Annotated in this window: 16 protein-coding genes and 6 pseudogenes; 9 read left to right on the top strand and 13 right to left on the bottom strand. The window is 44.6% G+C overall.

The features are described from left to right. The first annotated feature begins 113 nt into the window (after nt 1-113). A complete protein-coding gene (locus AC0L66_RS11030; RefSeq protein WP_473567325.1) occupies nt 114-1,364 on the top strand; it encodes an SLC5/6 family protein in 1,251 nt (416 codons plus the stop codon). Nucleotides 1,365-1,451: 87 nt separating this feature from the next. Beyond that, nucleotides 1,452-2,812, top strand: a pseudogene (locus tag AC0L66_RS11035) (L-serine ammonia-lyase). Between the two features lie 88 nt (nt 2,813-2,900). On the opposite strand, the gene queD reads toward AC0L66_RS11035, so the two are convergent. From queD to AC0L66_RS11060, 5 genes are all read right to left on the bottom strand, one after another. Next, nucleotides 2,901-3,263 (bottom strand): 6-carboxytetrahydropterin synthase QueD, encoded by a 363-nt coding sequence (gene queD, locus AC0L66_RS11040; protein WP_265676680.1) that lies wholly within the window; start codon nt 3,261-3,263, stop codon nt 2,901-2,903. 59 nt (nt 3,264-3,322) lie between these two features. Further along, nucleotides 3,323-3,595, bottom strand: coding sequence for a hypothetical protein (locus AC0L66_RS11045; protein WP_473567327.1), 273 nt, complete (start codon nt 3,593-3,595; stop codon nt 3,323-3,325). Then, entirely contained in the window at nt 3,586-4,455 is an 870-nt protein-coding gene (locus AC0L66_RS11050; RefSeq protein WP_473567329.1) for a hypothetical protein, read from the bottom strand. The genes AC0L66_RS11045 and AC0L66_RS11050 overlap by 10 nt, the downstream gene beginning before the upstream one ends. A 4-nt stretch (nt 4,456-4,459) precedes the next feature. After that, on the bottom strand, nt 4,460-5,476 hold the full coding sequence (locus AC0L66_RS11055; protein WP_265676682.1) for a glycosyltransferase family 2 protein: 1,017 nt from the start codon (nt 5,474-5,476) through the stop codon (nt 4,460-4,462). Between the two features lie 127 nt (nt 5,477-5,603). After that, nucleotides 5,604-6,062: a hypothetical protein gene (locus AC0L66_RS11060; RefSeq protein ID WP_473567331.1), complete on the bottom strand. Its 459-nt coding sequence runs from the start codon at nt 6,060-6,062 to the stop codon at nt 5,604-5,606. A gap of 322 nt (nt 6,063-6,384) precedes the next feature. Here AC0L66_RS11060 and AC0L66_RS11065 point away from each other — a divergent pair. From AC0L66_RS11065 to AC0L66_RS11090, 6 genes and pseudogenes are all read left to right on the top strand, one after another. Continuing rightward, a pseudogene (locus AC0L66_RS11065) lies at nt 6,385-8,059 on the top strand (methyl-accepting chemotaxis protein). Between the two features lie 110 nt (nt 8,060-8,169). Then, nucleotides 8,170-9,570: an asparagine--tRNA ligase gene (asnS, locus tag AC0L66_RS11070; RefSeq protein ID WP_265676692.1), complete on the top strand. Its 1,401-nt coding sequence runs from the start codon at nt 8,170-8,172 to the stop codon at nt 9,568-9,570. Between the two features lie 240 nt (nt 9,571-9,810). Beyond that, nucleotides 9,811-10,110 (top strand): hypothetical protein, encoded by a 300-nt coding sequence (locus tag AC0L66_RS11075; RefSeq protein ID WP_265676685.1) that lies wholly within the window; start codon nt 9,811-9,813, stop codon nt 10,108-10,110. Nucleotides 10,111-10,357: 247 nt separating this feature from the next. Next, a pseudogene (locus AC0L66_RS11080) lies at nt 10,358-11,550 on the top strand (amino acid aminotransferase). Between the two features lie 203 nt (nt 11,551-11,753). Continuing rightward, a complete protein-coding gene (locus tag AC0L66_RS11085) occupies nt 11,754-13,643 on the top strand; it encodes a DUF294 nucleotidyltransferase-like domain-containing protein (protein WP_265676687.1) in 1,890 nt (629 codons plus the stop codon). 30 nt (nt 13,644-13,673) lie between these two features. After that, nucleotides 13,674-14,390: a 3'-5' exonuclease gene (locus AC0L66_RS11090; RefSeq protein ID WP_265676693.1), complete on the top strand. Its 717-nt coding sequence runs from the start codon at nt 13,674-13,676 to the stop codon at nt 14,388-14,390. A 117-nt stretch (nt 14,391-14,507) separates the two neighbouring features. On the opposite strand, the pseudogene AC0L66_RS11095 reads toward AC0L66_RS11090, so the two are convergent. From AC0L66_RS11095 to AC0L66_RS11105, 3 genes and pseudogenes are all read right to left on the bottom strand, one after another. Then, nucleotides 14,508-16,392 (bottom strand): annotated as a pseudogene (locus tag AC0L66_RS11095) (methyl-accepting chemotaxis protein). Nucleotides 16,393-16,895: 503 nt separating this feature from the next. Then, entirely contained in the window at nt 16,896-18,467 is a 1,572-nt protein-coding gene (locus AC0L66_RS11100; RefSeq protein WP_265675524.1) for a BCCT family transporter, read from the bottom strand. Between the two features lie 324 nt (nt 18,468-18,791). Further along, nucleotides 18,792-19,264: pseudogene (locus tag AC0L66_RS11105) on the bottom strand (MarR family winged helix-turn-helix transcriptional regulator). 383 nt (nt 19,265-19,647) lie between these two features. Here AC0L66_RS11105 and AC0L66_RS11110 point away from each other — a divergent pair. Then, nucleotides 19,648-21,242: pseudogene (locus tag AC0L66_RS11110) on the top strand (BCCT family transporter). A gap of 91 nt (nt 21,243-21,333) precedes the next feature. On the opposite strand, the gene AC0L66_RS11115 reads toward AC0L66_RS11110, so the two are convergent. The 5 genes from AC0L66_RS11115 to AC0L66_RS11135 all read right to left on the bottom strand — a co-directional run bounded on the left by AC0L66_RS11115 (nt 21,334) and on the right by AC0L66_RS11135 (nt 26,564). Continuing rightward, the gene (locus AC0L66_RS11115) at nt 21,334-21,969 is read right to left on the bottom strand and encodes a response regulator transcription factor (RefSeq protein WP_265675525.1); all 636 of its coding nucleotides are present in this window, start codon (nt 21,967-21,969) and stop codon (nt 21,334-21,336) included. Beyond that, entirely contained in the window at nt 21,969-23,318 is a 1,350-nt protein-coding gene (locus tag AC0L66_RS11120) for a cache domain-containing protein (protein ID WP_265675526.1), read from the bottom strand. Before AC0L66_RS11120 ends, AC0L66_RS11115 begins: the two co-directional genes overlap by 1 nt. 107 nt (nt 23,319-23,425) lie before the next feature. Next, entirely contained in the window at nt 23,426-24,709 is a 1,284-nt protein-coding gene (locus AC0L66_RS11125) for a TRAP transporter large permease (protein ID WP_265675527.1), read from the bottom strand. A gap of 11 nt (nt 24,710-24,720) precedes the next feature. Continuing rightward, nucleotides 24,721-25,275 carry a TRAP transporter small permease subunit gene (locus tag AC0L66_RS11130; protein ID WP_473567334.1) on the bottom strand — a complete coding sequence of 185 codons (555 nt, stop codon included), beginning with the start codon at nt 25,273-25,275 and terminating at the stop codon, nt 24,721-24,723. Nucleotides 25,276-25,469: 194 nt separating this feature from the next. Continuing rightward, complete coding sequence (locus AC0L66_RS11135; RefSeq protein ID WP_265675529.1) at nt 25,470-26,564, bottom strand: TRAP transporter substrate-binding protein; 1,095 nt, start codon at nt 26,562-26,564, stop codon at nt 25,470-25,472. Nucleotides 26,565-26,566: the final 2 nt, after the last annotated feature.

Below are 26,566 nucleotides of genomic sequence, written 5' to 3' on the forward strand. Positions count from 1 at the left end.
ATCAGTACAATCAATAGACCCACCCAAACCATGACCTAGATCTAATTTTTACAAGTAAAAACATTGCAAACTCCTCCCGACTTATTTCCTGTTCCCAAAATGAGTAAAACTTAATGACTACTTCAACTTCTACGGCTACAAGCCGCACTTCATCTAAGTGGAATTATAAAGATTTCACTTGGGCTTTATCACTTTTCGGTACTGCAGTTAGTGTAGGTGTACTTTTTCTACCAATTAAAGCGGGTGCTGGTGGTTTTTGGCCATTAGTTATCTTAGCGCTAATTGCTGCGCCAATGACTTGGTTCGCACACAAAAGTTTAGCGCGTTTTGTTCTTTCAGCTAAAAACCCAGATGCAGATATTACCGATACGGTAGAAGAGCATTTCGGTAAAACTGGCGCAAACCTTATTACCTTTGCTTACTTTTTCGCCATTTACCCTATCGTTCTAATTTACGGTGTAGGTATTACCAATACCGTTGATTCATTCCTAGTAAACCAAATGGGTATGGAATCTATCCCTCGCTGGTTACTGTCAGGTTGTTTAATCGCAGCGATGACGTGTGGTGTGGTGTTTGGTAAAGAGCTTATGCTAAAAGCAACCTCAGTGATGGTATACCCACTGGTTGCGATCTTACTCGCGCTTTCACTTTACCTAATCCCTGATTGGAATACTTCAATGGTTAGCGTTAGCCCAGACTGGGGCACAATGCCAGCAGTTATCTGGCTTGCAATCCCTATCATTGTATTCTCATTCAACCACAGCCCAATTATCAGCCAGTTCTCTAAAGAACAGCGTCGTGTCTACGGTGACGATGCCGTTAAGAAAACAGACATGATCACTGGCGGTGCTGCAACAATGCTTATGGGCTTTGTTATGTTCTTCGTATTCTCTGTTGTGTTGTCTCTGTCACCAGAGCAGCTTGCGACAGCACAAGAACAAAACATCAGCGTACTATCTTACTTAGCAAACGTTCATGAATCTCCACTGATTTCTTACCTTGGCCCAATCGTTGCCTTTGCTGCAATTACATCAAGCTACTTTGGTCACTTCCTAGGTGCTCATGAAGGTTTGGTTGGTCTGGGCAAATCACGCTCTGCAATGCCAGTTAAGAAACTTGAAAAAGCGTCTTTGTTATTCATTGTTATCACTACTTGGATTGTTTCTATCATCAACCCAAGCATCCTTGGCATGATTGAAACAATGGGCGCACCAATGATTGCGGCTATCCTGTTCCTAATGCCTGTGTTTGCAATGCGTAAAGTACCAGCAATGGCTAAGTTGAAAACCTCTGCTCCTGTACAAATTTTTACAGCAGTTTGTGGTATTGCGGCAATTACTTCTGTAATCTACGGCGCTTTTTAATTGACTCCATCAATTAAAAAAATAAACAACCTATAACAATAATATAAGCCTCCTCATTAGAGGGGGCTTTGCTAGAGGTAAATCAGTATGATCAGTGTTTTCGATATCTATAAAATTGGTGTTGGTCCTTCAAGCTCGCACACAGTGGGTCCAATGAAGGCAGGTAAAGAGTTTATTGATGACTTACGTTCAATGGGCAAATTACGTGACATCACCAAAATTACCGTAGATGTTTATGGATCACTATCACTGACAGGGAAAGGTCACCACACAGATATTGCAATTATTATGGGCTTGGCTGGTAACTCACCTGAAAAGGTAGATATCGACTCCATTCCTAACTTTATTGCGCGCGTAGAAGAAACTGAGCGTCTTCCCGTTGGCATGCATTGCCATACGGTGTCATTTCCACGCGATGGCGGAATGAACTTTCACTCTTCAAATTTATCGCTCCACGAAAACGGCATGCAAATTCATGCTTGGATAGATGAAGAAGTGGCTTACTCAAAAACGTACTACTCGATCGGCGGTGGTTTCATTGTCGACGAAGAGCATTTCGGTAAAGAAGAAACATCAGCAATCAAAGCACCGTACGAATTTAACACCGCTGAAGAGTTGATCAACCAATGTAAAGAACACGGCTTGTCTATTAGTACCCTTGTCATGGCCAATGAACATGCAATGTACTCTGATGACGAAGTTCGCAGCTACTTTGCCAACATCTGGAAAACCATGCGTGAATGTATGGAACGCGGTATGAATACAGAAGGTATTTTGCCAGGTCCATTGCGAGTGCCTCGTCGTGCATCGGCATTACGCCAACAGTTAATCACTTCAGAAAAAACAACAACCGATCCGATGGCTGTTGTAGACTGGGTGAACATGTATGCGTTTGCAGTTAATGAAGAAAATGCTGCTGGTGGCCGTGTAGTGACCGCGCCAACCAATGGTGCGTGTGGCATCATTCCAGCGGTACTCGCGTATTACGATAAGTTTATCCAAACCGTGACTGAAAAAGATTATATTCGCTACTTTGCGGCTTCAGGTGCAGTCGGTGGTTTATATAAACAGAACGCTTCTATTTCTGGCGCTGAGGTTGGCTGTCAGGGTGAAGTGGGCGTTGCTTGCTCCATGGCGGCAGCGGGTCTTGCCGAGCTTATGGGGGAAGCCCTGAGCAAGTATGTATGGCGGCCGAAATCGCGATGGAACACAACCTAGGGCTCACTTGTGACCCTGTGGCGGGCCAAGTACAAGTACCGTGTATTGAGCGTAACGGCATCGCTGCGGTTAAAGCCATTAATTCAACTCGCATGGCACTTCGCCGCGCCTCAGCACCACGTGTCTCTTTAGACAAAGTGATTGAGACGATGCTTGAAACAGGTAAAGACATGAATGCTAAGTACCGTGAAACCTCGCAAGGTGGTCTAGCGATTAAAGTTGTGTGCTAAACCCAACAATTTACCAGTGAAAACAAAAAACCGAAGCATCAGCTTCGGTTTTTTATTTGCTTAATAGCATATCAATACATTTATCGACCTACTCACCGATATAAATACAACCTGCCGTGCACGTCTCTTTAATTTCTACTTTACTTAGCAATGGCAAGCTTGGCTTGAGCTGTTCCCAAATCCACTTTGCTAGCACTTCACTTGTTGGATTCTCTAACCCTTCAATATCGTTCAAATAGTAGTGATCAAGGCGGTTATAGATTGGCTTGAATGCCGCTTTTATTTCAGAAAAATCAATCACCCAACCAGTGTGTGGATCTACTTCACCTTCAACATAGAGACGCACCAAAAAAGAGTGCCCATGTAAACGTCCGCATTTATGCCCTTCTGGCACATGGGGAAGATGGTGAGCAGCTTCAAACATGAACTCTTTATACAACTCAGTTTTCATAGGGTATCTCTGGTAAAAAATGACACGCAATCCTACTGAAAAGCGAGCAGTATCTCAAGTTATACAGTAAAGAATACGTTAGAGAAAAAACCAATAGTGATAAAGGTCGAAACAGCCGAACTGACCAGCAGTGTTGGCATCCTTGCTGTCGGAAACCGTTCGAGTAGCATACATATCGCCAAGTAAGTTGGATAAAGACCAAACAAATACCTTGGCATGGCATTCACACCCGATGAAAGAGGAATAAGCAAATTGATAAGCATAAACACGGCTTCTGCATAACGTTTTTTAAAGAATAAATAACCGTTAAGTGTGAGTCCTATTAGAGACACGATAACCAAGTAAAGTTTGGCCCCGCCAGTCTCCACACCATAAATAAGCCAATCCACAGGGTTACTAAAGACTCTCCCCAAGCAACTTGAATATGACCAAACGCTAAGGCATCCCCCATATGAAAGTGAAGGAAAGCCATATACGCAAAGAATCCCAGTGGAATTAACCAAATAGCGACGATAACTGACAACGCATTGCTTTTTAACCGCACAAAACTTGATGCACCATACGCCTGCACACCAACAATCAGAACAGAGAAAACCAACATAACACCTAAATTACGCGTTACTGCCGCGATTAACCCAAGCAGTCCAACAAGCCACCAGTTTTTCCGATAGCACGCAATAAAAACACCGCTAACAAGCGCAATATACAAAGGCTCTGAGTAACCCGATAACGAATAGACGGTATAAGGTGAAAAACACATCAACCAAATAGCCGTATCTTGAGTATCTTTACTAAATAACCGTTGCTTGAGTGCCATCACAAACACAACAATACTGGCGATAAAGGTAAGATTCGACATCACTATCAAGCCAAGATTCGTATCACCGACAAGTATCGACATCCACTTGCCCAAATACGGTGATACTGGCATGAACGCCCAATTCGCCGCATTACCCCCTTTCATATAACTTGGGATGATCGCATACCCGTCATCGGCGATTCTTTGGAACCACATGCAGTCGAAACGACAAATCTGCTGCCAAACATCCATATTTGTCATTGATTCTGGGTTATACGCGTGGGCACCTATCAACCCCAAACTATAGAACACTGTTCGGCTCACGATAATAGCAAGAAGTATCGTCAACCATTGCTGCTTTGATAGGGTCAGAGAAGGCTGTTCATGTTGCATTAGATTAACTCGCCTTTTTAACTTGATGGTTAGATTGGTCTAGATTCATGCCCTGCGAGCCTTGTTCGTTCCCATACCGCCCATAGACCCCTTCGACAAGGTATATAGGACGTTGCTTCAACTCTCGATACATTCGGCTAATGTAACCACCGATAATACCCAACGAAATAAGTTGAATACCGCCAAGAAACAGTACAACGCTAATCGTGGACGCATAGCCTGGCGTTTTGACATCAAAAAACGTCGCACCAATGATAATCTTCAACATAAACACGAAGGCCAAACAAGAAATGGCACAGCCAATAAACCCCCAAATTCTTAACGGCCACGCCGTAAAACTAAAAATGCCGTCAACAGCAAAATTCCACAATTTCCAGTAGTTAAATTTCGTTTCACCGCAATGGCGTTTTGGCCGTTGAAATTGCACGCCTGTTGAGCGAAATGCTGACCACGCCATCAGCCCTTTCATAAAACGATTGCGCTCTGGGAGTTGGCGTAATGCATCAATCACGACACGGTCGATCAAACGGAAATCCCCAGCATTTTCTGGGATCTTTGTTTCTGATGTAACCCAGTTAAAAAAGCGATAAAAGCCACCAGCAGTCAGTCGCTTAAACCAGGTATCTTTTGAGCGATCGACTCTAACGCCATAGATGGTATCCCACTGTTTGGTTTGCCATAACTCGACAAACTCTAAAATCACGTCAGGTGGGTCTTGCAAATCCACGTCCATAATGACGCAAGCATCGCCTTTTACGTAATCTAGCCCTGCCGTCATTGCGGCTTCTTTACCAAAATTACGGGCTAAGTTGACTAAGCTCACTTGACTATCCGAAGCCATTACCGCCTCTATCGCGAGCCTTGTGTTATCGCTGCTACCATCATTGACAAAAACAACATCAAGGTTTGCTTTAATTGAATCTAGCGACGAATATAAGGTTTGTATAAAGGGTGCAATGGACCTTTCTTCGTTATAGACAGGAACCAATATTGATAAGGTAAAATCGTTATTTTGCTTCATGATGTTAATTCCTGTATTGAAATCTGTTTAATGGTTAAGCTCGCTCGCGTTTCAATTTGCCAATGTTGAAGCGGCGCGCTGCCATCAATCACGCCTACGGGGATAATGGCTTCTAATGTTTCAATACCTAGCGGTAGCAATTTAATTTTATTACCCTGCCCCAACGACAGGTAAACCTAGCTTCTGTAATCGATTTTGACAAGGACAGTTGAACTCGCACTGGTCCCACTGGTAACTGGGGGAAATTAAAAAACAGCCCCCCAGAATGAAGCATGTCCCTACCATCCCCAGTCGCTTTGTTTGCCCAACCCGCGCGACTCAAATAGGGCGACTTTTCACTGGCTGCCACAACACCAGATCTCGGCCACAACATTGTTGAATTTGCTTTCGCCCAATAAAGGGTTTTCTTGTCGATATAATAAGTTTGGTAAGCAACCGTCACATTAGGATGGGCGGCAAGATATAGCGTCCATAAGTAGAACGACGAGAGACTCAGTAACAATGCAAACGTCAGTGGTCTAAAAAAACGTTTATTCAAGGTAATGTTGTCATCGACCGTTTTCGATTCAAGAGAGTGAGAAGGCATGAGTAAATACATTTAGTTACATATACTCTCGTTTTACGCTTATGGCCGTTCCCTCCTGTCAGTAAACCGTCAGAAGCTGATTAAGATTACATGAACACCTAATGCCAGCCGTCAACCCATCAAGCTCGCCTATCTATCCTTTTAGTTGTTTATTCAGTCACTAACGAGTGCTTGACCATAGATTGCTCCAATTCTCAGAAATAGTACGAGTTGCAATAAAAACCATGAGCTTTGCGAGGTTTTACGAAGATTCAACTTTTCTCACCTATTGAAATTAACTTACCATTCACGCTGTCAGCCCAACTTTTTAACAAACATAATTATGCGACTTACAATAACTAATAAACTACTTATCGCGCTTATCTTAGTATTTGGCACCGTTGTGATCACCTCCACTACGTACCAATATAATCAACAACGTGAGCTCATTTATTCCGTACTCGGTGAACAACTCCATGACAAGGCTGGTAACTACTTTGACAGCTTAAATATGATGATGCTTACTGGCACCATGGCGCAAAAAGAAACACTAAGAAATAAGGCGTTAGCACAGGAGAATATAGAAACGGTAAGAGTGCTGCGTGGTGATGCTGTCAGTAAGCTCTATGGCGCAGGATTAGCAAACCAAGTCCCTATTGATGATATCGATAAACGCGCGTTACTTGGTGAGACCGTATTGGAGCCCTTTAAAGCAGAATGGGGGAATGGCTTAGTGGTCGCCCTACCAATGAAAGCCAGTGCTGACTATCGCGGCACTAACTGTATTACCTGCCACATGACACAGGAAGGGGAAGTGCTTGGCGCCATCCGGATTGAGTACAACTTAAATCAAGTGAACGGCTTAATTAATAAGCGCACCGCAATTGCTGTCGGCATCATGGCTGCCATCGCTTTTATCGGTTACTTGTGCACCATTTTCATTGCTCGCCGATTTATTGTGGCACCTGGTTCAAACGACATCTCGATTTATGAACCGAGTCAGCGGCAGTAAAGATCTCTCTATACGCCTATCTCAACACCAAAATGACGAAGTTGGCGATCTAACTAACGATATAAACGCGTTTCTAGATACGGTTTCCGAGAGTTTAAATAAAGTACAGTCAACGGCGAAGACCGTCAGCGGCAATGCTGACAAGCTAACAGATATTGCCCAAAACAATGAGAAAACCGCTAAGAGGCAGCTCGACGAAACGGCGGCTGTTGAAAACAGCATGCAACTATTAGAGCAACAACAAAGTACCGTAAGTGAAGCCACAGAGCGAGCTTCTGAACTTATGCAACAAACTTGCGAACTCACCAAAGTCAGTAGCGCAGAAGCACAAAACGCCAGCGCGGATATCGAATCTTTGGTTCAAGACATCGGTCAAGTATCCACACATATCTCAGAGCTTAACGAGCAAACCGAACAAGTTTCCGCAATTCTATCGACGATTAAAGGCATTGCAGACCAAACAAACCTACTTGCTTTAAACGCAGCTATCGAAGCGGCAAGAGCGGGTGAACAAGGCCGAGGGTTTGCCGTTGTCGCCGATGAAGTCCGCTCACTAGCAAGCCGAACCACCGAAGCTACCAGCGATATAGAAACGATAATTGCCAAATTCCAACAAGGCAGTAGTTTTTCGGTACAAGCCGTTAACAAGGTTTCAAACACTGCCCATCAACGTGCTGATGAGGTCCAAGCCTTAGCCAGTAAGATGCAGACCGTTGTCGAGCAAATCGAATCTACGACGCACATCGCCAATCAGGTGCAAACTCAGATACAAGCTAACCGTCAAACTAGCGCGAGTGTCGGGCAGAAAACCGTTGTAATCACTGAACACGCAAACGAAACTTCTGGAGCCGCGACACAAACTCATCAAATTAGCATGGATTTGCAACAGCTTTCTCATCAATTGGAGACATTACTTAATCAATTTGTATTGAATAGCCACAATAAAGGCTCATTAACCACAATAAAGGTTGAACCAAGAAAATTGACAGGTAATATATCCGTTTGAAAAGAAATTTATACTCCACTCAATGTCGCGCTTATATTTTAAGCAACACACACTTATTTTAAGTAATAAGCATTGAGTGGTTTTTTACCTCCATGGAGAAGATGAATAACATGACTTACGCGCCTGTAACAGACGTACTCGGCGGCAAGCTTGCGGTAGACAGTGAAGTAACTGTTCGCGGCTGGATCCGTTCACGTCGTGATTCCAAAGCTGGAATCTCTTTCCTTGCCATTTACGACGGCTCTTGTTTCGACCCGATTCAGGCCGTGGTCCCTAATAATCTTAATAATTACGACGACGAAGTGCTTAAGCTAACCACTGGCTGTTCTGTTGAAGTAACGGGTAAGATTGTTGAATCTCCTGCAAAAGGTCAAGACTTCGAACTCGCAGCCACTGACGTTAAAGTCGTTGGCTGGGTTGAAGACGCAGACACGTACCCAATGGCTAAGACTCGTCATTCTATTGAGTACCTTCGTGAAGTGGCGCACCTTCGTCCACGCACTAACGTGATCGGCGCAGTCGCTCGAGTACGTAACTGTCTATCTCAAGCGATTCACCGCTTCTACCACGAACAGGGTTTCTTCTGGACTTCAGCGCCACTTATCACGGCTTCTGATGCGGAAGGTGCCGGTGAGATGTTCCGCGTATCAACGCTAGACATGGAAAACCTACCTCGCACTGAAGCAGGCAAAGTGGACTTCAACGAAGATTTCTTCGGCAAAGAGACGTTCCTAACGGTATCTGGTCAACTTAATGCTGAAGCTTACGCTTGTGCACTAAGCAAAGTGTACACATTTGGTCCTACTTTCCGTGCTGAAAACTCAAATACAAGCCGCCACCTAGCTGAATTCTGGATGGTAGAGCCTGAGATTGCCTTTGCTGATCTAGACGACGCTGCAAAACTGGCAGAAGACATGCTTAAGTACGTCTTTGCAGCCGTTCTTGAAGAACGTCGCGATGACCTTGAGTTCTTTGCATCTCGTATCGACAAACAAGCCATCACTCGTCTAGAGCAATTCGTTGACGCTGATTTCGCACAAGTTGACTACACTGACGCCATCCAAATCCTACTAGATTCTGGTAAGAAATTTGAGTTCGACGTTGAGTGGGGCATCGACATGTCTTCTGAACATGAGCGCTACCTAGCTGAAGAGCACTTCAAAGCGCCCGTTATCGTTAAGAACTACCCGAAAGATATCAAAGCTTTCTACATGCGCTTAAACGACGACGGCAAAACGGTTGCGGCCATGGATGTACTTGCACCAGGTATTGGTGAAATCATCGGTGGTGCACAACGTGAAGAGCGTCTAGATATTCTAGATGAGCGCATGATTGCTATGGGCATCGACCCTGAGCACATGAGCTGGTACCGCGATCTCCGTAAATACGGCACAGTGCCTCACGCAGGTTTCGGACTTGGCTTTGAGCGTCTAGTGTCTTACGTAACAGGTATGGGCAACGTTCGTGACGTGATTCCATTCCCACGTACGCCGCGCTCAGCTAACTTCTAAGCCGGGTTTACACATAATAATCAGGTCACCTCAGGGTGACCTTTTTTACACCCGCTCACTCAAAGCTCATACAGCCCCTTCCCTTATGTACCGCTATTTCACCTTACATTTCTGCACCCTTACGTTTCATTTTCAATCCATCATTCGACTTGGTTTCTTTCTTCGCCAGCACTATATTTAAAACAACAAGACAGTAATTCAAACTCAGCAGCGCAGCTGACAGAATAGAAGGTGTTAACGATGAGCAAATTTACCGAATCTGATATTCAATATCGAGGTGAGTCCAACGGTGTGCATAAATGGGAAGCCACGAACGGTCAACCATACTACTGGCACCCTGACTGGCTTCACGTGGCAGAAGATGAAATGGGGCTTCACAGAAAAGTTGAGCTTAACGTTGAAGAAACTGAAACCCCATCAAAAGCTCACGCAATTTCGGCTGTACTTCAACATTTGAATGCCTGGGTTGAATCAAAACTTACTCAACATCCAGACATTGAAACTCAAGCGCACGAATCAGAAATCAATCTAAAAAAATAACCACCTCCTTGATCCCAAAAGCCAAATTGGCGTTTGGGATCCCATTATTACTCGCGACATTAGCAATCGTTTCCGCTTCAAAATTACAAAAAGAACGAATTAGCGCCCTTTTCTGCTTCAAATCAAACTAATTTTCTGTTTTCTTCTTTAATCTGGTTGTCACGTATGGCCTACAGAGGTATAAATAGGCTGTTATCGTCACAAAATATGTTCACATTTGCCCCTTCAATTAACATGGATGAAGATTATGTTTGAAAAAGTTGTAGCTGCACCCGCTGACCCTATACTTGGCCTCACTGAAGAGTTTAAAAAAGACACTCGTGCAGAAAAAATTAACCTCGGCGTTGGTATCTACAAAAATGAGCAAGGCCAAACCCCTGTTCTTGCGACAGTAAAAAAAGCTGAAGCAGCATTGCTAGAAAATGAAAAAACAAAATCTTACCTGACGATTGAAGGCACCGCTGAGTATGGTTTAGCTGTACAAAAACTGCTATTCGGTGCTGATTCAGCGATAGTTAGCGAAAAATTGGCAAAAACCGCACAAGCTCCGGGTGGCACTGGCGCACTTCGTGTGGCTGGCGAGTTTATTAAACGCCAACTTAGCAGCGCTAAGATCTGGATCAGCAATCCAACATGGGCGAACCACAACGGCGTATTCGCTGCTGCAGGTATTGAAACGGCTCAATACCGCTACTACAACTCAGAAACAAAAGACAAAGACTTCGCTGGCATGGTGGCTGATTTAGAGCAAGCCGCTGCAGGCGACATTGTTTTGCTGCATGGCTGCTGCCACAACCCAACTGGCATCGACCCTACTCCAGCTGAGTGGGAGCAATTAGCAAAACTGGTAGCGGACAAAGGTCTGATCCCATTATTCGACTTTGCATACCAAGGCTTTGCAAAAGGCGTTGAAGAGGATGCACAAGGCCTGCGCACCTTTGCTAAATACAATAAAGAAATTCTCGTCGCGAGTTCATTTTCAAAGAACTTCGGTCTGTACAATGAGCGTGTAGGCGCCTTCACTCTTGTTGCCGCGTCTGAAGAAATCGCAACGACAGCCTTCTCACAAGTAAAAAAGGCATCATTCGCTCAATCTATTCTAACCCACCCGCTCACGGCGCTGCGGTTGTCACATACATTCTTAACGATGAAGCGCTTCGTGCGGAATGGGAAAACGAAGTCGCTGAAATGCGTGATCGTATTCAAGAAATGCGTGGCCTGTTTGTTGAGACACTAAAAACAGAAGGTGTGGATGCCGACTTTAGCTTTATCGAGCGCCAAAATGGCATGTTCTCTTTCTCTGGCCTGTCTAAAGAGCAAGTAAACCGTTTGAAAGACGAATTTGCTATCTACATTGTTGGCTCTGGACGTATCAGTGTTGCGGGTATGACAAAGTCTAACATGACACCATTATGTAAAGGCATCGCAGCCGTTTTATAACCATATAACCCGGCACACTTAAGCGCGAGTACGCTTGTCATTTAGCGTATTCACTGGTTTAATAATCAACGTGTTAGCGCTTGTGCTAGATAAAATAAAGGTCAGCTTCGGCTGACCTTTTTCGTTTCTGCGTGTACTATTAAGCCATCATGATTACATTTAGATAGTACGTAATTACATTTAAATAGTACCTAAGGCCGCACATGGACGCAGAACTCATAGAGATCCAACACTTTCTCGCCAGCTACCCTCCTTTTGATGAATTACCAGAAGAGACCATTTTGTACGCATCTCAGCATATTGAGATAGCCTACTATCGCCAAGATACACCCATCATACATTTTGGTGATGAGATCAATGACCTCTATATGGTCAGAAGTGGCGTAGTCGAGGTATACCGTCGTAAGGGCGAGCTATACAACCGATTGGATGAAGGCGATCTCTTTGGGCAAATGGGTCTGCTAACAAATAATAAAGTTCGCTTTCCAGCCAAGGCGGTCGAAGACACCCTTGTTTATTGCTTATCCGCAGACGTATTCCAGGAGCTCTACGACAAATTTGATTCGTTTGCCGATTTTGTTGAAGTTGAAGACAGAGTCAGGCTAAGACAAACCGTCTCCAACAATAGCAACACTAACGACCTCACCACATCAAAAGTCCGAACGCTACTTACTGGTGAACCTGCCACCATCGATCGGCATAGAACCATTCAAGAAGCGGCAAAACAAATGGCCGACGAACAAGTCTCATCCCTGCTCATTCTCAATCCGGATATCACCGAAAACGATGAAGACGATTCCTCACCCATCGTTGGTATCATTACCGATAGAGACCTTTGTACGCGAGTGTTAGCACAAAACCTAAGCCCACAAGATGAAGTGGCTTCCGTGATGTCTACCGACCTTATTTCACTCGATCACAACGCCTATGTGTACGAAGCGATGCTTATCATGCTGCGCTATAACGTCCATCATCTACCCGTTGTAAAAAACAAAATTCCTCTTGGTGTCATCGAAACGTCCGATATCGTTCGTTACGAGTCCCAAAACTCACTACTGCTAGTGAGTAGTATCTTCCAGCAACAGTCGGTTGAGGAGCTTAAGCAGCTGTCTGATCAAGTTCGCGACAGTTTCGTTCGCTTAGTTAATGAAGACGCCAATGCACACATGGTCGGCACGGCAATGTCGGTTATTGGCCGCAGCTTTAAACAACGTATCATTGAACTTGCTGAAGAAGAGTTAGGTCACGCCCCTATTCCTTATTGCTTCCTGGCACTTGGCTCCATGGGACGCGATGAACAACTCATGGTCACCGACCAAGACAATGCCATCATTCTTGACGACAGCTACGACGAAGAGAAACACGGCGCTTACTTTAAAGCCTTCTCGACCTTTATTTGTGATGCGCTTGCCGATTGTGGTTATACCTACTGCAGTGGTGACATTATGGCAACGAACCCGGAATGGCGCATGACGAGAAAAGAATGGGAAGCGTGCTTCTCTGATTGGATTGATGATCCAAACCCGAAAGCGTTACTCAATGCGTCGATCTTTTTCGATTTGGATGGGGTTTACGGCAAACTCAAATGGGCAGAGCAGCTCAATAGCTTTATCGTCCGAAGAGCGAGAAGAAATAACCGTTTTCTGGCTTGCTTGGCGCGAAATGCGCTAAATCGCACACCTCCATTAGGCTTTTTCAAAGATTTTGTGATGGAAAAGGATGGGCAGCACAACAACTCCATCAACCTAAAACGTCGCGGTACAGCGCCATTGGCTGATTTAATACGTGTCCATGCGTTAGCGGTTGGTTCTCGTTCTACTAACTCTTTCGAGCGCTTAGATGACATCCACGACGCGGGTATACTGCCAAAGGGGCGCGCGCGTGATTTGAAAGATGCCATGGAATTCATCTCAATGGTTCGTATCAGCCACCAAGCAATGGATGTTCAGATGGGGATCGCCCCAGATAACAACATTGAGCCTGAGAACTTGTCCGACTTCGAACGCCGTAATCTCAAAGATGCGTTCCAAGTCTTGAGTAATGGTCAAAATTTCCTAAAATTTCGCTATCAAGCTAACAACAATTTCAAATAGAGTCCGTCTAAATGGTGAGTGTGAATTATGATTAAAAAACTATTTAGTGCGCCTAGTGTACAATGGCAAAGCAAGTTTAAGACGCTAGCGGGTCGCGCTCAGGATGAGCGTCTGCAGGCGTTTTACGCTAAAGGGTTGCCCAACAGCGATACACTGCTCAAAGACGTATCATTTGTTGCTCTAGATTTTGAAACAACAGGGTTAAACCCAGAGAAAGATGGCATCCTCTCAATTGGCCTTGTGCCTTTCACCACCTCAAGGATACGACTCAATGCCGCTAAGCACTGGACGGTCAGGCCTAAGGCAATCCTAGAAGAAGAGTCGGTGGTCATCCATGGTATCACTCATAATGACATCTTAGACGCACCAAAATTCAAAGACATTCTTGGCGATGTGTTGGACTCGTTGGCAGGGCATATCATCGTGGTGCACTACAATCCCATTGAACGTGGTTTCTTTGATGATGCGTTGAAGGGCATGATTGGTGAAGGCATTGAGTTTCCTGTCGTCGACACAATGCAAATTGAATCCGTTTACCAAAAGCGCGCTACCGCTGGTGTAATCAATATGTTGAAAGGCAAACAAGCGGACTCAGTTCGCTTAGGACAAACTCGCCGTCGCTATGGACTGCCTGACTACCCACCCCATCATGCGTTAACGGATGCCGTTGCTACCGCAGAGCTACTTCAAGCCCAGCTGGCTTATCACTATGATGAAAAAGCCGTGCTCAACGATATCTGGATATAGACACAAGCAACGCTGTCGCCCATTATCAGAGGCAGACACTTATTTAGGACGGTACACACCAATAAAAAAAGGCTCTGATGAGCCTTTTTGAGGGTTCTAAATTAGCGCGTTAACTTACTAAATTTTGAATCGACCAATCTCGCGACCTAGCTTCTGCGACAGCTCTGACAACTCTACCGCTTGTTGAGCTGCTTCATGCGCTTCTTCGGCTAACTCATCGGAAACATCGCGGATGCCCTGAGTATTGCGAGTGATCTCTGAGGTCACAGAGGCTTGCTCTTCTGCCGCCGTCGCGATTTGCGTTGCCATATCACTGATTTGCCCCACCGCCGATAAGATTTGAGTCAAGCTTGCTGCTGCACTGTTGGCATCATCCACGCTGGTTTCGGCTAAGCCGCGGCTATCATTCACAATACCGACCGCTTTACCCGTTGTGGCTTGCAGTGTCTCAATAGTTTGCTGAATCTCTTGCGTAGACGCATGAGTGCGTTGGCTCAACACACGTACTTCATCAGCAACCACAGCAAAACCCCGACCTTGCTCACCCGCTCGCGCGGCTTCAATTGCTGCGTTAAGAGCAAGCAAATTCGTTTGCTCGGCAATACCTTGGATCGTCGACAAGATGGTGTTGATGCTACTACCATGAACTTCAAGCTCGCGAATCACTGCGGTTGCGACATCCACTTCTTGAGCCAGATTCTGAATTGAATGTTGGGTCGCTGATACTTGACCCGCACCGTGGTTGCTTGCCTCTACCGCCTCAGAAGAGTTATTCGCAGTCATATCAGCATTATTGGCAATTTCTTGCGTCGCCGCTGCCATCTCATTGATTGCTGTAGCAACCATATTGATTTCGTCTTGTTGCGTTTGAATACGTTGACTACGAACTCGCGCATGAGTCGCGGTATCTTTCGCTTGTTCTGACAAGGCGACCGACACATCGGTAAGCTTCATAATCGTTTCGTGCATGTAACTAACAAACGTGTTGAAGTTGCGAGCTAATTGTCCCACCTCATCGTGGCTTCTTGGTTCTAGGCGGCTGGTTAAATCCCCTTCACCAGACGCGATTTCTGCCAGTGCTTTAGACACTCGCGCTAAATCATTAATAAGGAAGCTCACCATCCAAGAGGCGATGGCGGCAACGAAAATAACGATGACAACTGAGGTAAGTATTAGCTGCGTAAGCGCGCTGTTCAGTTTCGCCAGTTCGGTTTGTTTATCTAACTCTACCGCCAGTACCCAATTAGTCTCAGGAACCTTAGTGAAGTACAACATTTTCTCCACGCCTTGAATCGCGACTTCCGTCATCTCACCACGAGACGCGAGCTCACTGATAGCAGACGTCGTCAATTCGGGACTTAGCTCCGTCATTGACTTTAATAACAACGAGGTATTTTGGTGGGCAAGGAAGGTATTATTCGACAAGTCAATCAACATCGCGCTGGCATTATGTCCCACGTTCAAACTAATGACGTCTTGCACTAACTGATCAATTAATACATCGGCACCAACGATGCCAACTAAGCGACCATTTTTCTTTACAGGTTCAGCGATGGTCACCAGCAAAGCATTGGTAATGGCATCTTGATATGCCTCAGTAATAATCTGTTTATTGGCAGACGCTGCATCCTGATACCAAGGGCGCGTTCTAGGATCGTAATCGGCTCTGTTACGCTCTGGGTGAGAACGATACATTCCACCATCTGGAGTCCCCAAAAAGATGTCGTCAAAGCCACCAGCGACACGTGCTTGTTTTAGGTAGGGTACTTTATCTTCTACTTCGGAGAATGGATTAAAAGCGGTCGCAATGTCCTTTCTCACTCCGATCCAATTTTCTATTCCTTCTACTGCCGCAAGCGATACGTTATTCGCACGACTCGAGATTGCATCATGCGTCTGTGTTGAAAGTTGTTGCGCAGACAAGATGGTTAATACGACGGCCATCAATAGTACAGCAGACAACATTGCTGTAATGAGTTTTTTGCTTTAGAGATAATTTCATCGGTTATTATTCTTTTAGTAACTTAATAGTTAATTAATCATGTTAGTCATGAAAAGTACTGCGGGCAGATAATATCCAAATTCCGATGCAAAATCGACCGTCAATATTTTGTCTAGCTTTTCATTTCCGCCAAAATTATGCCTATGCGAACCGCAACCAATCGAGTCACATTTTTGACCTCAGTAAGCCAAGCATTCTCTCATTCCCCCACTTTTAACACCCATGCTAAAACTTCACATTAACCATATGATTTTATGATGCTTTTTATCGGTAACTTTTTATCACCTCGATATAGAGAACAGGCTGAGCAAGTAAGAGCACTGGGGACGTGTAATATAAGATTTCAGAAGCGGAACATAACAAATTAAATATCAGTTTATAAGAATAAATAGGAAAATTTAACGTAGAAGAACATCGATTAGATCAAAAAAAGAGCAGCCTTAGCTGCCCTTTTTACGTTATTTAGAATTTACACACATCAACATACCTATAGATGCTGTTCACTATGTGCGTTCTGTTTTCATACCCATAAGTAGACTCACACACATTGCCAGTAATATAAAGGTAAATGGCAACGCTGATGAAATAGCACCCGCTTGCAATGCTTGGATGGCTTCGCTACCACCAATCCACAATAACGCAACCGCAATAGCCCCTTCCATAAAGGCCCAAAATACACGCTGAATAACAGGCGCATCAATTTTACCACCCGCGGTAATGCTGTCGATCACCAAAGAACCGGAATCCGAAGACGTAATAAAGAACACCAAAACAAGGATCACCGCAATGACAGACAGTAACGTGCCCATTGGTAGCGCATCAAACATTTCAAACATGGCCAATGGTACATCACGCAAGCCATTTGCACCCAGCGTACCCACTTGATTAACCACTTGGTCAATGGCAAGGCCGCCAAATACAGACATCCAAATAATCGTCACGGATGTCGGAACAATAAGTACCGCAGTAATGAACTGCCTTACTGTACGTCCCTTAGAAACGCGAGCAATAAACATACCAACGAATGGGGACCATGAAATCCACCAAGCCCAATAGAATACTGTCCAACCGTGCATCCACGCTTCATCATCACGACCATGAGGATTACTTAGTGGTACGATGTTTTTCAAATAAGCGAACAACGTATCAGGGATCGAGGCGAACGTTACCGCATAGCCAATTAAAGCCACTAACGCCAATAAAATAAACGCAACGATCATATTGATGTTACTGATGACCTTAACACCGCCATCAATGCCACGTAATACCGAAACAACGGCGAGCAAAGTGACAACGGCAATCACGATCACCTGCAACGTCATGCCAGATTCAACACCGAAGACATGGTGAATACCACTTGCTGCCTGCTGTGCGCCTAAACCAAGTGACGTAGCTAAACCAAACAAAGTCGCAAGAACGGCTAGAATATCAATGATATGCCCAGCCCAGCCCCAAGCTCTATCCCCTAAAATAGGATAGAACACAGAGCGCATCGATAGAGGTAAACCTTTATTGTAGGTAAAGAACGCTAGAGATAAGGCAACAACACCGTAGATCGCCCATGGGTGTAACCCCCAGTGGAACATAGTGGCGCCCATCGCAAGCTCGCGAGCCTGCTCTGTGTTTGCTGCTACGCCTAGCGGGGTTTCATACCACCCCGTAAAGTAAGCCACTGGTTCGGCAACACTCCAGAACATAAGGCCAATGCCCATACCTGCAGCGAATAACATCGCCAGCCAAGACATAAATGAATAATCCGCCGTGGCATCTTTGCCGCCTAAGCGTATTTTACCAAATGGAGAAACAATCAGACCCAAACAGAAGATGACAAAAATATTGCCCGCCCACATAAATAGCCAGTCAAACTTATTAATGATCTGCCATTTAATACCGTCTAACGCACTTTTTGCTGTCTCAGCATCAACCACCACAGCCAGTACTAGTAATAACGCAATAAAACCTGCACTCCACCCAAATACTGGGTTATGCACGTCGAATCCCCATTTTTGAACATTATCTTGTCCAATTGTATAGTCAGTACTGTCAATACTGTACTTATCAATACCTTTTGTCATCGTTCCTCACCCTGACGAACTGCTATCCATCAAAATATTTTTTGTACTAAGTAATACCAAATATCCGCATGACACAGACTGGGCTATCACTCAACTATTAGTGCTACGAAAGTTTCAGTTTAGCAAAAAATGTCTGATTTATCATACAGTCTTTGCCATTAGCACGTTATCCATCGTCGACTACCGCAAAGTATAGACTATTTAGATGTCAAATTATTGATACGAAAATCGGCCCTGTTAATTGCTAACTTACGCGTACAAAAAAGCCCATCGTACTTTTCCAGTAATATGGGCTCAATGTATTATTTTCGCGATTAAACGACGCTAGTTTTTTGCTATCGCATCGATTTGTAATACTGGCGCAGCATCGATGCCTTCCGCATTCATCATCGATGATATTCTTTGGATAGAAGATAACAACAAGGTTTGTTCCCACGCCTCAAGACTTTGAAATTTCTGTACGAAGCTGTCTTGGAGTGGCAAAGGGGCGCTATCAAGCACTTCAGTGCCTTTTTCTGTTAAAACTGCATGAACTTTTCGCTTGTCTTGATGACTTCGTTCACGTCTTACATAATCGTTCAGCTCTAGTCGGTCGATAATAGTCGTCGCTGTCGCCTGACTAACATTGGTATAATTCGATAACTCACGAATGGTTACATTCCCTTTTTCCCTGATTGCCTTCATCAGCACCAGTTGCGGTCCAGTGAGTCCGCACTCTTTTTTAATTTTTTCGAATGCAAGTCGATGGCTCTTATTACTTGACGTATCGCCACGAGCACTTCTTCGTGTTTTTCCAATTCTTTATTCCAAATTAGCGATTATCTGTTAATCCCTGCGTTTTAACACATTCATACCGATGATGCATCTCAATCACACCTATAAACCGATCGCGACCACCATTGACTCATTATTAGTGTTTAAAAAGGTGCGCTTGCACACTCCCTTAATAATGGACTGCAACCCTCGGTCGCACTTAAGTTTACGGGCGTTATTTTACCGATAAAAACACAGAAAAAACAGCCCATTTCATTAGAGTTAAAACCGTTAGTACTCTATACAGTTTGTCCATTAAAAATAGCCCAAAATGCGAGCAAAACAATGAATATCTTCCCATTTATAATTACTTTTGTTAGTATTCGCCCGAATTTTAGTTAGAGCTCTAAGTAGTATCAGAGGAATGATGAATAATACTAAGGACAAGTATAGTATTGAAAATACTGACTATACTGTTGGGCAAGATAATGTCCAAAAATGGGGGTTTGATGTTCATAACCCTGTCTTCGGCACCAGCGCAGCACTCATCGTACTGTTTCTCGTCGCCCTTCTCGTCGTAGACCCTGCCACCGCCAAAGCCACACTTGATGGCGCTAAATGGCAAATTATTGGCGCATTCGACAACCTATTTATGTGGGCTGGCAATATCTTTGTGATTTTCTGCCTTGGCCTTGTCTTGTCTCCTTACGGAAAAATCCGTATTGGTGGTGCAAGTGCAAAACCTGACCATTCAACCCTATCCTGGATTGCGATGCTATTTGCTTGAGCGGCATGGGTATTGGCCTGATGTTTTGGGGGGTAGCAGAACCTGTTGCCTACTTCACTGGTTGGTATGAGACGCCTCTTGGCGTTGAAGCTTATACTGAGGAAGCGCGTAAAGTAGCGCTGGGCGCGACTATGTTCCATTGGGGTATTCATCCATGGTCCATGTACGCCGTTGTTGCGCTTTCAATGGCATTCTTTGCCTTTAATAAAGGCCTTCCTCTTTCAATGCGCTCGGTATTCTACCCACTGTTAGGGGATAGAACATGGGGTTGGTTTGGCCACATCATTGATATTCTGGCCGTTCTCGCGACTCTGTTTGGCCTTGCAACCTCATTAGGTTTAGGTGCGCAGCAAGCCGCAAGCGGCATTGGCCACGTATTTGGTGTCGAAGCAGGTACAACATTACAACTTGTCGTTATCGCGTTTGTCACCGCATTGGCGATCTTTTCTGTAGTTCGTGGTATTGATGGTGGTGTAAAGCTACTAAGTAATACCAACATCCTTATTGCTTTTGTCCTTTTGATTGTCGTCATTGTTGCCTCGATTGCCACATTCTTTGGCTCATTAGGAACTACGATTGTCGGCTACGTTGAGAATATTATCCCGCTAAGTAACCCTCATGGTCGTGAAGACGAAGCATGGATGCACGGTTGGACAGTATTCTACTGGGCGTGGTGGATTTCATGGTCCCCTTGTGTTGGCATGTTCATTGCGCGCGTTTCTAAAGGTCGCACTGTACGTGAATTCCTGACAGCCGTTATTATCATCCCGACCACCATCACATTATTTTGGATGGCAGCGTTTGGTGGTATGGCCATTGATCAAGTGATTAACCAAGTCGGAGAGCTCGGACAAAATGGGCTGACAGATTTAACGCTATCACTGTTCTATGCATACGAAGCTTTGCCGATGAGCACCGTTTTATCGGTTATCTCTATCATCTTGATTATGGTGTTCTTCATTACTTCATCAGACTCAGCCTCACTGGTTATCGACAGCATCACCTCAGGTGGTAAAGTGGATGCACCAGTACCACAGCGAGTCTTCTGGGCGACAATTGAAGGTGCTATTGCAGCGGTACTGTTATGGGTAGGTGGTACAGAGGCGATTCAAGCACTGCAAGCTGGTGCAATCTCTACGGCGTTACCATTTACAATTATTCTGCTAGTAATGTGTGTGAGCCTATTAAAAGGTATGCGTACTGAACTTCAAGTGCACCAACACAGCTACGCGTAACGCTATCACGATTTAAATACGTTAAGACCCGCTTTTGCGGGTCTTTTTTATCAAGCGCCACCATTAATATCAATAGTGTCCACACTCTGCCCTATCCCAAACCATGTTCCAGTGCGTACTTTGCCAATTCAGCCGTCGAGTGCAAGTCCAACTTGTGTTTAATGTTCTGCCTATGAGTTTCTACTGTACGATAAGATATATCGAGCATCTGCGCTATTTTCTTGCTGCTACTTCCTTGTGCGACTAATTTCAACACCGACTCTTCTCTACGACTCAATGGATTAGTCTTGCTCTGTGCTGGTGACACCTCTTGTGAAAATAACGTTTGCGTAACAGACTCACAAAAATACGTAGACCCTTGCTTCACCGTTTTGATGGCTTGAACCATTTTTTCTGCCGATATTTCCTTTAACATATAGCCCACAGCCCCTGCCTGCATCACTTTCATAATATATTCACGATTATCATGCATCGTGAGCATAAGCACTTTGGTTTCAGGACGTTCTTCTTTCAATAGCTGTGTCGCTTCTATGCCATTCATAATAGGCATACTCACGTCCATTAGTACCACGTCAGGCTGGTACGATTTGACCACGTCTACCGCCTCAAGCCCATTACTTGCCGTTGCAATCACCTCAATATCGGGTTCTCGCTCTAGCCGAGCGATGAAACCTTCCAAAACCACTTGATGATCATCCACTATCACCACTTTGATCGGTTCATCCATTATTCCGTTCCTTCTAACTTCAGCAAGACTGTGATTTCTGTTCCGCTTCCATAATCACTCAGTAATTCAAACTCACCACCAATAAACTCAACACGCTCTCTCATATTACGCAAACCGATTCCGCGTGCTGCCAGTGCATTGGTCACATCAAAACCAATGCCATTATCACGAATCATTAATTGCAACACACTACCAAACTGCTTTAGAAACACCGTAACTTGCGTCGCATCTGCATGCTTTTCTATATTATTCAGTGATTCTTGTACAACACGATATAAGGTCGTTGCCACCTCTGATTTAAGTTTAGATGCTTGTGTATCAAGCACCAGTTCTGTATTCGCGTGAGAGTAGGTTTTGAAGTCTTGGAGCAAACTTGAAATGGCAGCTTCCAGCCCGATATCGTCCAAGGCGCTCGGTCTAAGATGATGTGAGATTCGTCTCACTTCAATAATCGCTTCTGATAATGACGATAGAGACTTACTCAAGTGTCCAATGGAACGTACATCAATATCCTTGGTATCCATTAACTCTAAGTGACACTTACTCGAAACCAGCAGCTGGTTGACCCCATCATGTAATTCTCTAGCCAAGTGCTTTCTTTCGTCTTCTTGAAACATCACTGTTTTATGTGCCAGCTCTTTTAAGTTCTTATCGGCTAATTTATGCTCATGCCAATTCACTGCTAAGGTAAGCACAATAATAACCGCCACCGTCACCGCAAAAATCGTCACAATAGAAAACATCGTGGTTTCAATATTTTTATCGATGGCGGCTCGAAGTAGCGCGACCTCCCTAGCCACATCCTCAATATAAAGTCCGGTGCCAATCATCCATTCCCACTTGTCTAACCACGCTGCGTAGCTCAACTTAGTTACCGTTTCGCCAGTCGACGGTTTCTGCCATAAATATTGATGGAATCCTCCGCCCGCTTGAGCTTGGAACAGCAATGTTTCTATTAGGTAATTGCCGTCTTGGTCTTGTAGCTTAAGAAGGTTTCGTCCCACCAGCTCTGGCTGTATGGGGTGAACAAGATTGGTGCCTGTCTTATCGTAGGCAAAAAAGTAGCCGTCCGTGCCGTAACGTAAGCGGTCTAGAATTTCTCGAACTTGGGCCTTCGCTTCTGATTCAGAAAGATCCGGATCGTTATAAGCGTATTCGATAGCATCAAATGCAAGCTCTACGCTGTCCTTCAACGCTGACTCTTTCGAACGAATTAGACTCTCTCGGAAGATCTCGATTTCTTTTTCGCCAAAGGATTTGGCTTGATGGAGGGCAATCCAACTCACGCTAGCCGTCAATATCACTAACGGCAGTAACGTCAATAAGATCAGTTTTGCTTTGAGTGGCATAGAAGTCCCTTCTAACTGCAGCCGCCGATAAAGGCAATGCATCCCGTAAGACACATTACCACGGCGGTCAAATAAATGAACTTCCTTACGCCACAACGGTAATTAGATCACATTCCATAGAAGGATGGGAACACTAACAGTGACGCTAACACTAGGATTTGAATAGCAATAAACGGCATAACCCCACGGTATATATCTCTTGTCGTCACGCCATTCGGCGCCACCCCTTTCAAATAGAACAAGCTAAAACCAAATGGCGGCGTTAAGAACGATGTCTGTAAATTCATCGCGACGAGTATGGCAAACCACGTCATATTGATGCCCATGATCTCAGCAACGGGTGCAATCATCGGAACAATAATGAAACAGATTTCCACAAAGTCGATGAAGAAACCTAGAATCAAAATCACCAGCATGGTGATAATGAGGAAACCCCACTTCTCTCCTGGAATGGACAACATCCATTCTTCCACCAGCATGTCGCCACCAGTATAGGTAAACGCCATCGAAAACGCAGTTGCGCCCAATAGAATGGCGAACACCATCGCCGTAACCTTGACGGTCTCTTTTGATGCTTCGTAAAGCATACGAAAATTAAACTGACCATAAGCCAACGACAATAAAATCGCCCCTGCGCCACCCAGTGCCGCAGATTCTGTTGGGGTTGCCACACCAGCGAATATTGAACCCAGAACAATCACAATCAAGGCTAGAGGCGGAATAATGGCTTTTAGCGCCGTTCTTACTTCTTGACTGCGTGAAATGGACTCATCTCTAGGAATGGGCTGCGCCGCTTCTGGGTTAAGTTTTGCATAGATCAGGATATATAAAACATAAGCTCCCACTAACACTAACCCTGGCCAAATTGCCGCCTGAAACAAGTCACCAACTGGCACACCAAGTACATCGCCAAGAAGGATTAATACTATCGAAGGCGGAATGATTTGCCCCAATGTTCCTGACGCACAAATAGTACCGCACGCTAACCCTTTATCGTAATTGTACTTCAACATAACTGGTAGAGAGATAAGCCCCATCGCCACAACCGAAGCGCCAACAACTCCTGTCGACGCTGCGAGTAGCGCCCCCACTAATACCGTTGATATCGCAATACCACCACGCACACCACCAAATAAACGCCCCATGGACTCTAGCAGTTGCTCTGCTAGCTTAGTTTTTTGTAAAACTAAGCCCATAAAAACAAATAGCGGTACCGCCATTAAAACGGTATTTTCCATAATGGACTGGATTCGATATGGCATGAACGCGAACATTTCGATGCCTTCTGCCCACACGCCAAATATCAGCGCGATGCCTCCAAACGTGAAGGCCACAGGAAATCCTAACAGTAGCGCAAACAGCGCTACAAAAAACATGACTATGCCGATCATAGAAACAATCCTTATTCTTTAGAGTCGGTTGAATTGGCGTATATCAAATGAGGGTTAACCAGCTTATTTAGAGAATGGAGCACTAGCCCGACTCCACTGACCGCCATAAAGAAGAAGGAAAGAGGGATCATGGCTTTAATAACCCAACGGTATGGTAAGCCTCCAGGATCACCTGACGTCTCGCCCAGTGCAAAGCTTTCTTTGGCAAAATCAATACCGAACCATGCCACCAATAAACAGAATGGGAAAAGAAACACAAACGTACCGATCAAATCGATGATCGCGCGTGCTTTTACCGATAATCGCTCGTAAAATACGTCAACTCTCACATGGCCTCCAGCTTTAATTGCGTAGGGAACGCCAAGTAAAAATACCGCTGAAAATAGATGCCATTCCATCTCTTGAAATGCAATCGACACGTCATTAAATACATAACGCATCACCACGTCGTACACGACATTTGCAAGTAGTAATAAAAATAAAAGACTCGACACAACTCCCAGCACATCGCTGACTTTGTTAAACAGTCTCTCTATATAAATTAGGCTTCGCATACCAGACTCCATCCCGCACTCATATAGTTTTATTTATGTGTAGAGTGCGTAAGTATTCAAAAATAGACATCGTAAAATAAAGTTTGATGACGAACGCTTCGTTCATTGGCCATCTCGTCATCTATCTTTATAAAAATTAATTAGGTGTAATTTGAATTCAGTAATCATCGATAAAAGAAGTGGCGCTAAGCGCCACTTCAGAATGATTAATCATCAAATTTATTGAGGTAAGCTTTCGTAGCAATATCAGTCCATGAACGAACCTGCTCGAGATAAGCAGCTTGAGACATTTGAATCTCTTTCGCTGTTGCATCTTTTTCAGCATGCTCTTTGAGCAACTTATCATTCGCATCACGCAGTGCATCGATAACTTCGCGTGGGAAATCCTTCACTTTAATATCAGGGTAATCCGATTGGATTGTCGCCCAGTTTTTACCACTTTCATGAGTAGACTGGATATACATATCGTACGCGGCTGTTTTCATAGCGATTTGTAGGATAGCTTTCAGGTCATCGGGTAACTTATTCCATGTGCGTTTATTCACAAGGAATTGAAGTTCCGTTGCAGGTTCATGCCACCCTGTATAGTAGTATGGCGCGATTTTGTGGAAACCCATGCGAAGATCCAACGAAGGTCCAACCCATTCAAGCGCATCGATTGTACGTCGTTCTAGAGACGTATAAAGCTCGCCCGATGCGATATTCGTTGGTTTTGCTCCAACTTCTGCCAGAATTTCACCAGCGAAACCCGGAATACGCATCTTCAAACCTTGTAGGTCTTCAACACTATTGATTTCTTTTTGAAACCAGCCGCCCATCTGTACGTCGGTATTGCCACCTGGGAATGACATCATATTATGTGGCGAGTAGACTTTTTCCATCAACTCCATACCACCGCCATGGTAAAACCACGCATACTGCTCTGGTGCAGTCATACCAAAGGGCATCGTCGTGAAATACAGTGTGTTGGGTACTTTACCTTTCCAGTAGTAAGACGCCGAGTGACCCATATCGTATTGGCCAGACTTCACCATATCAAAAACACCGAAAGGCGCTTTATGTTTGTTTGACGAGTCGATACGAATTTGCAGTCGACCATTCGACATTTCTTCAGCCATCTTAGCCATATTTTTTGTCGCATCGCCAAAAATAGGGAAATTAGGCCCCCACGTCTCTGCAAGTTTAAGGCGGTATACTTTATCTGCCGCGCTTGCCGTTGTGGCAACAAAGGCTAAACACGTTGCCGCTACAATAGCGGTACTTTTTAATGCACGAGTGACTGATTTCTTGATTAAACTCATTT

Source organism: Vibrio sp. GJ43-1 (genome assembly GCF_055808835.1).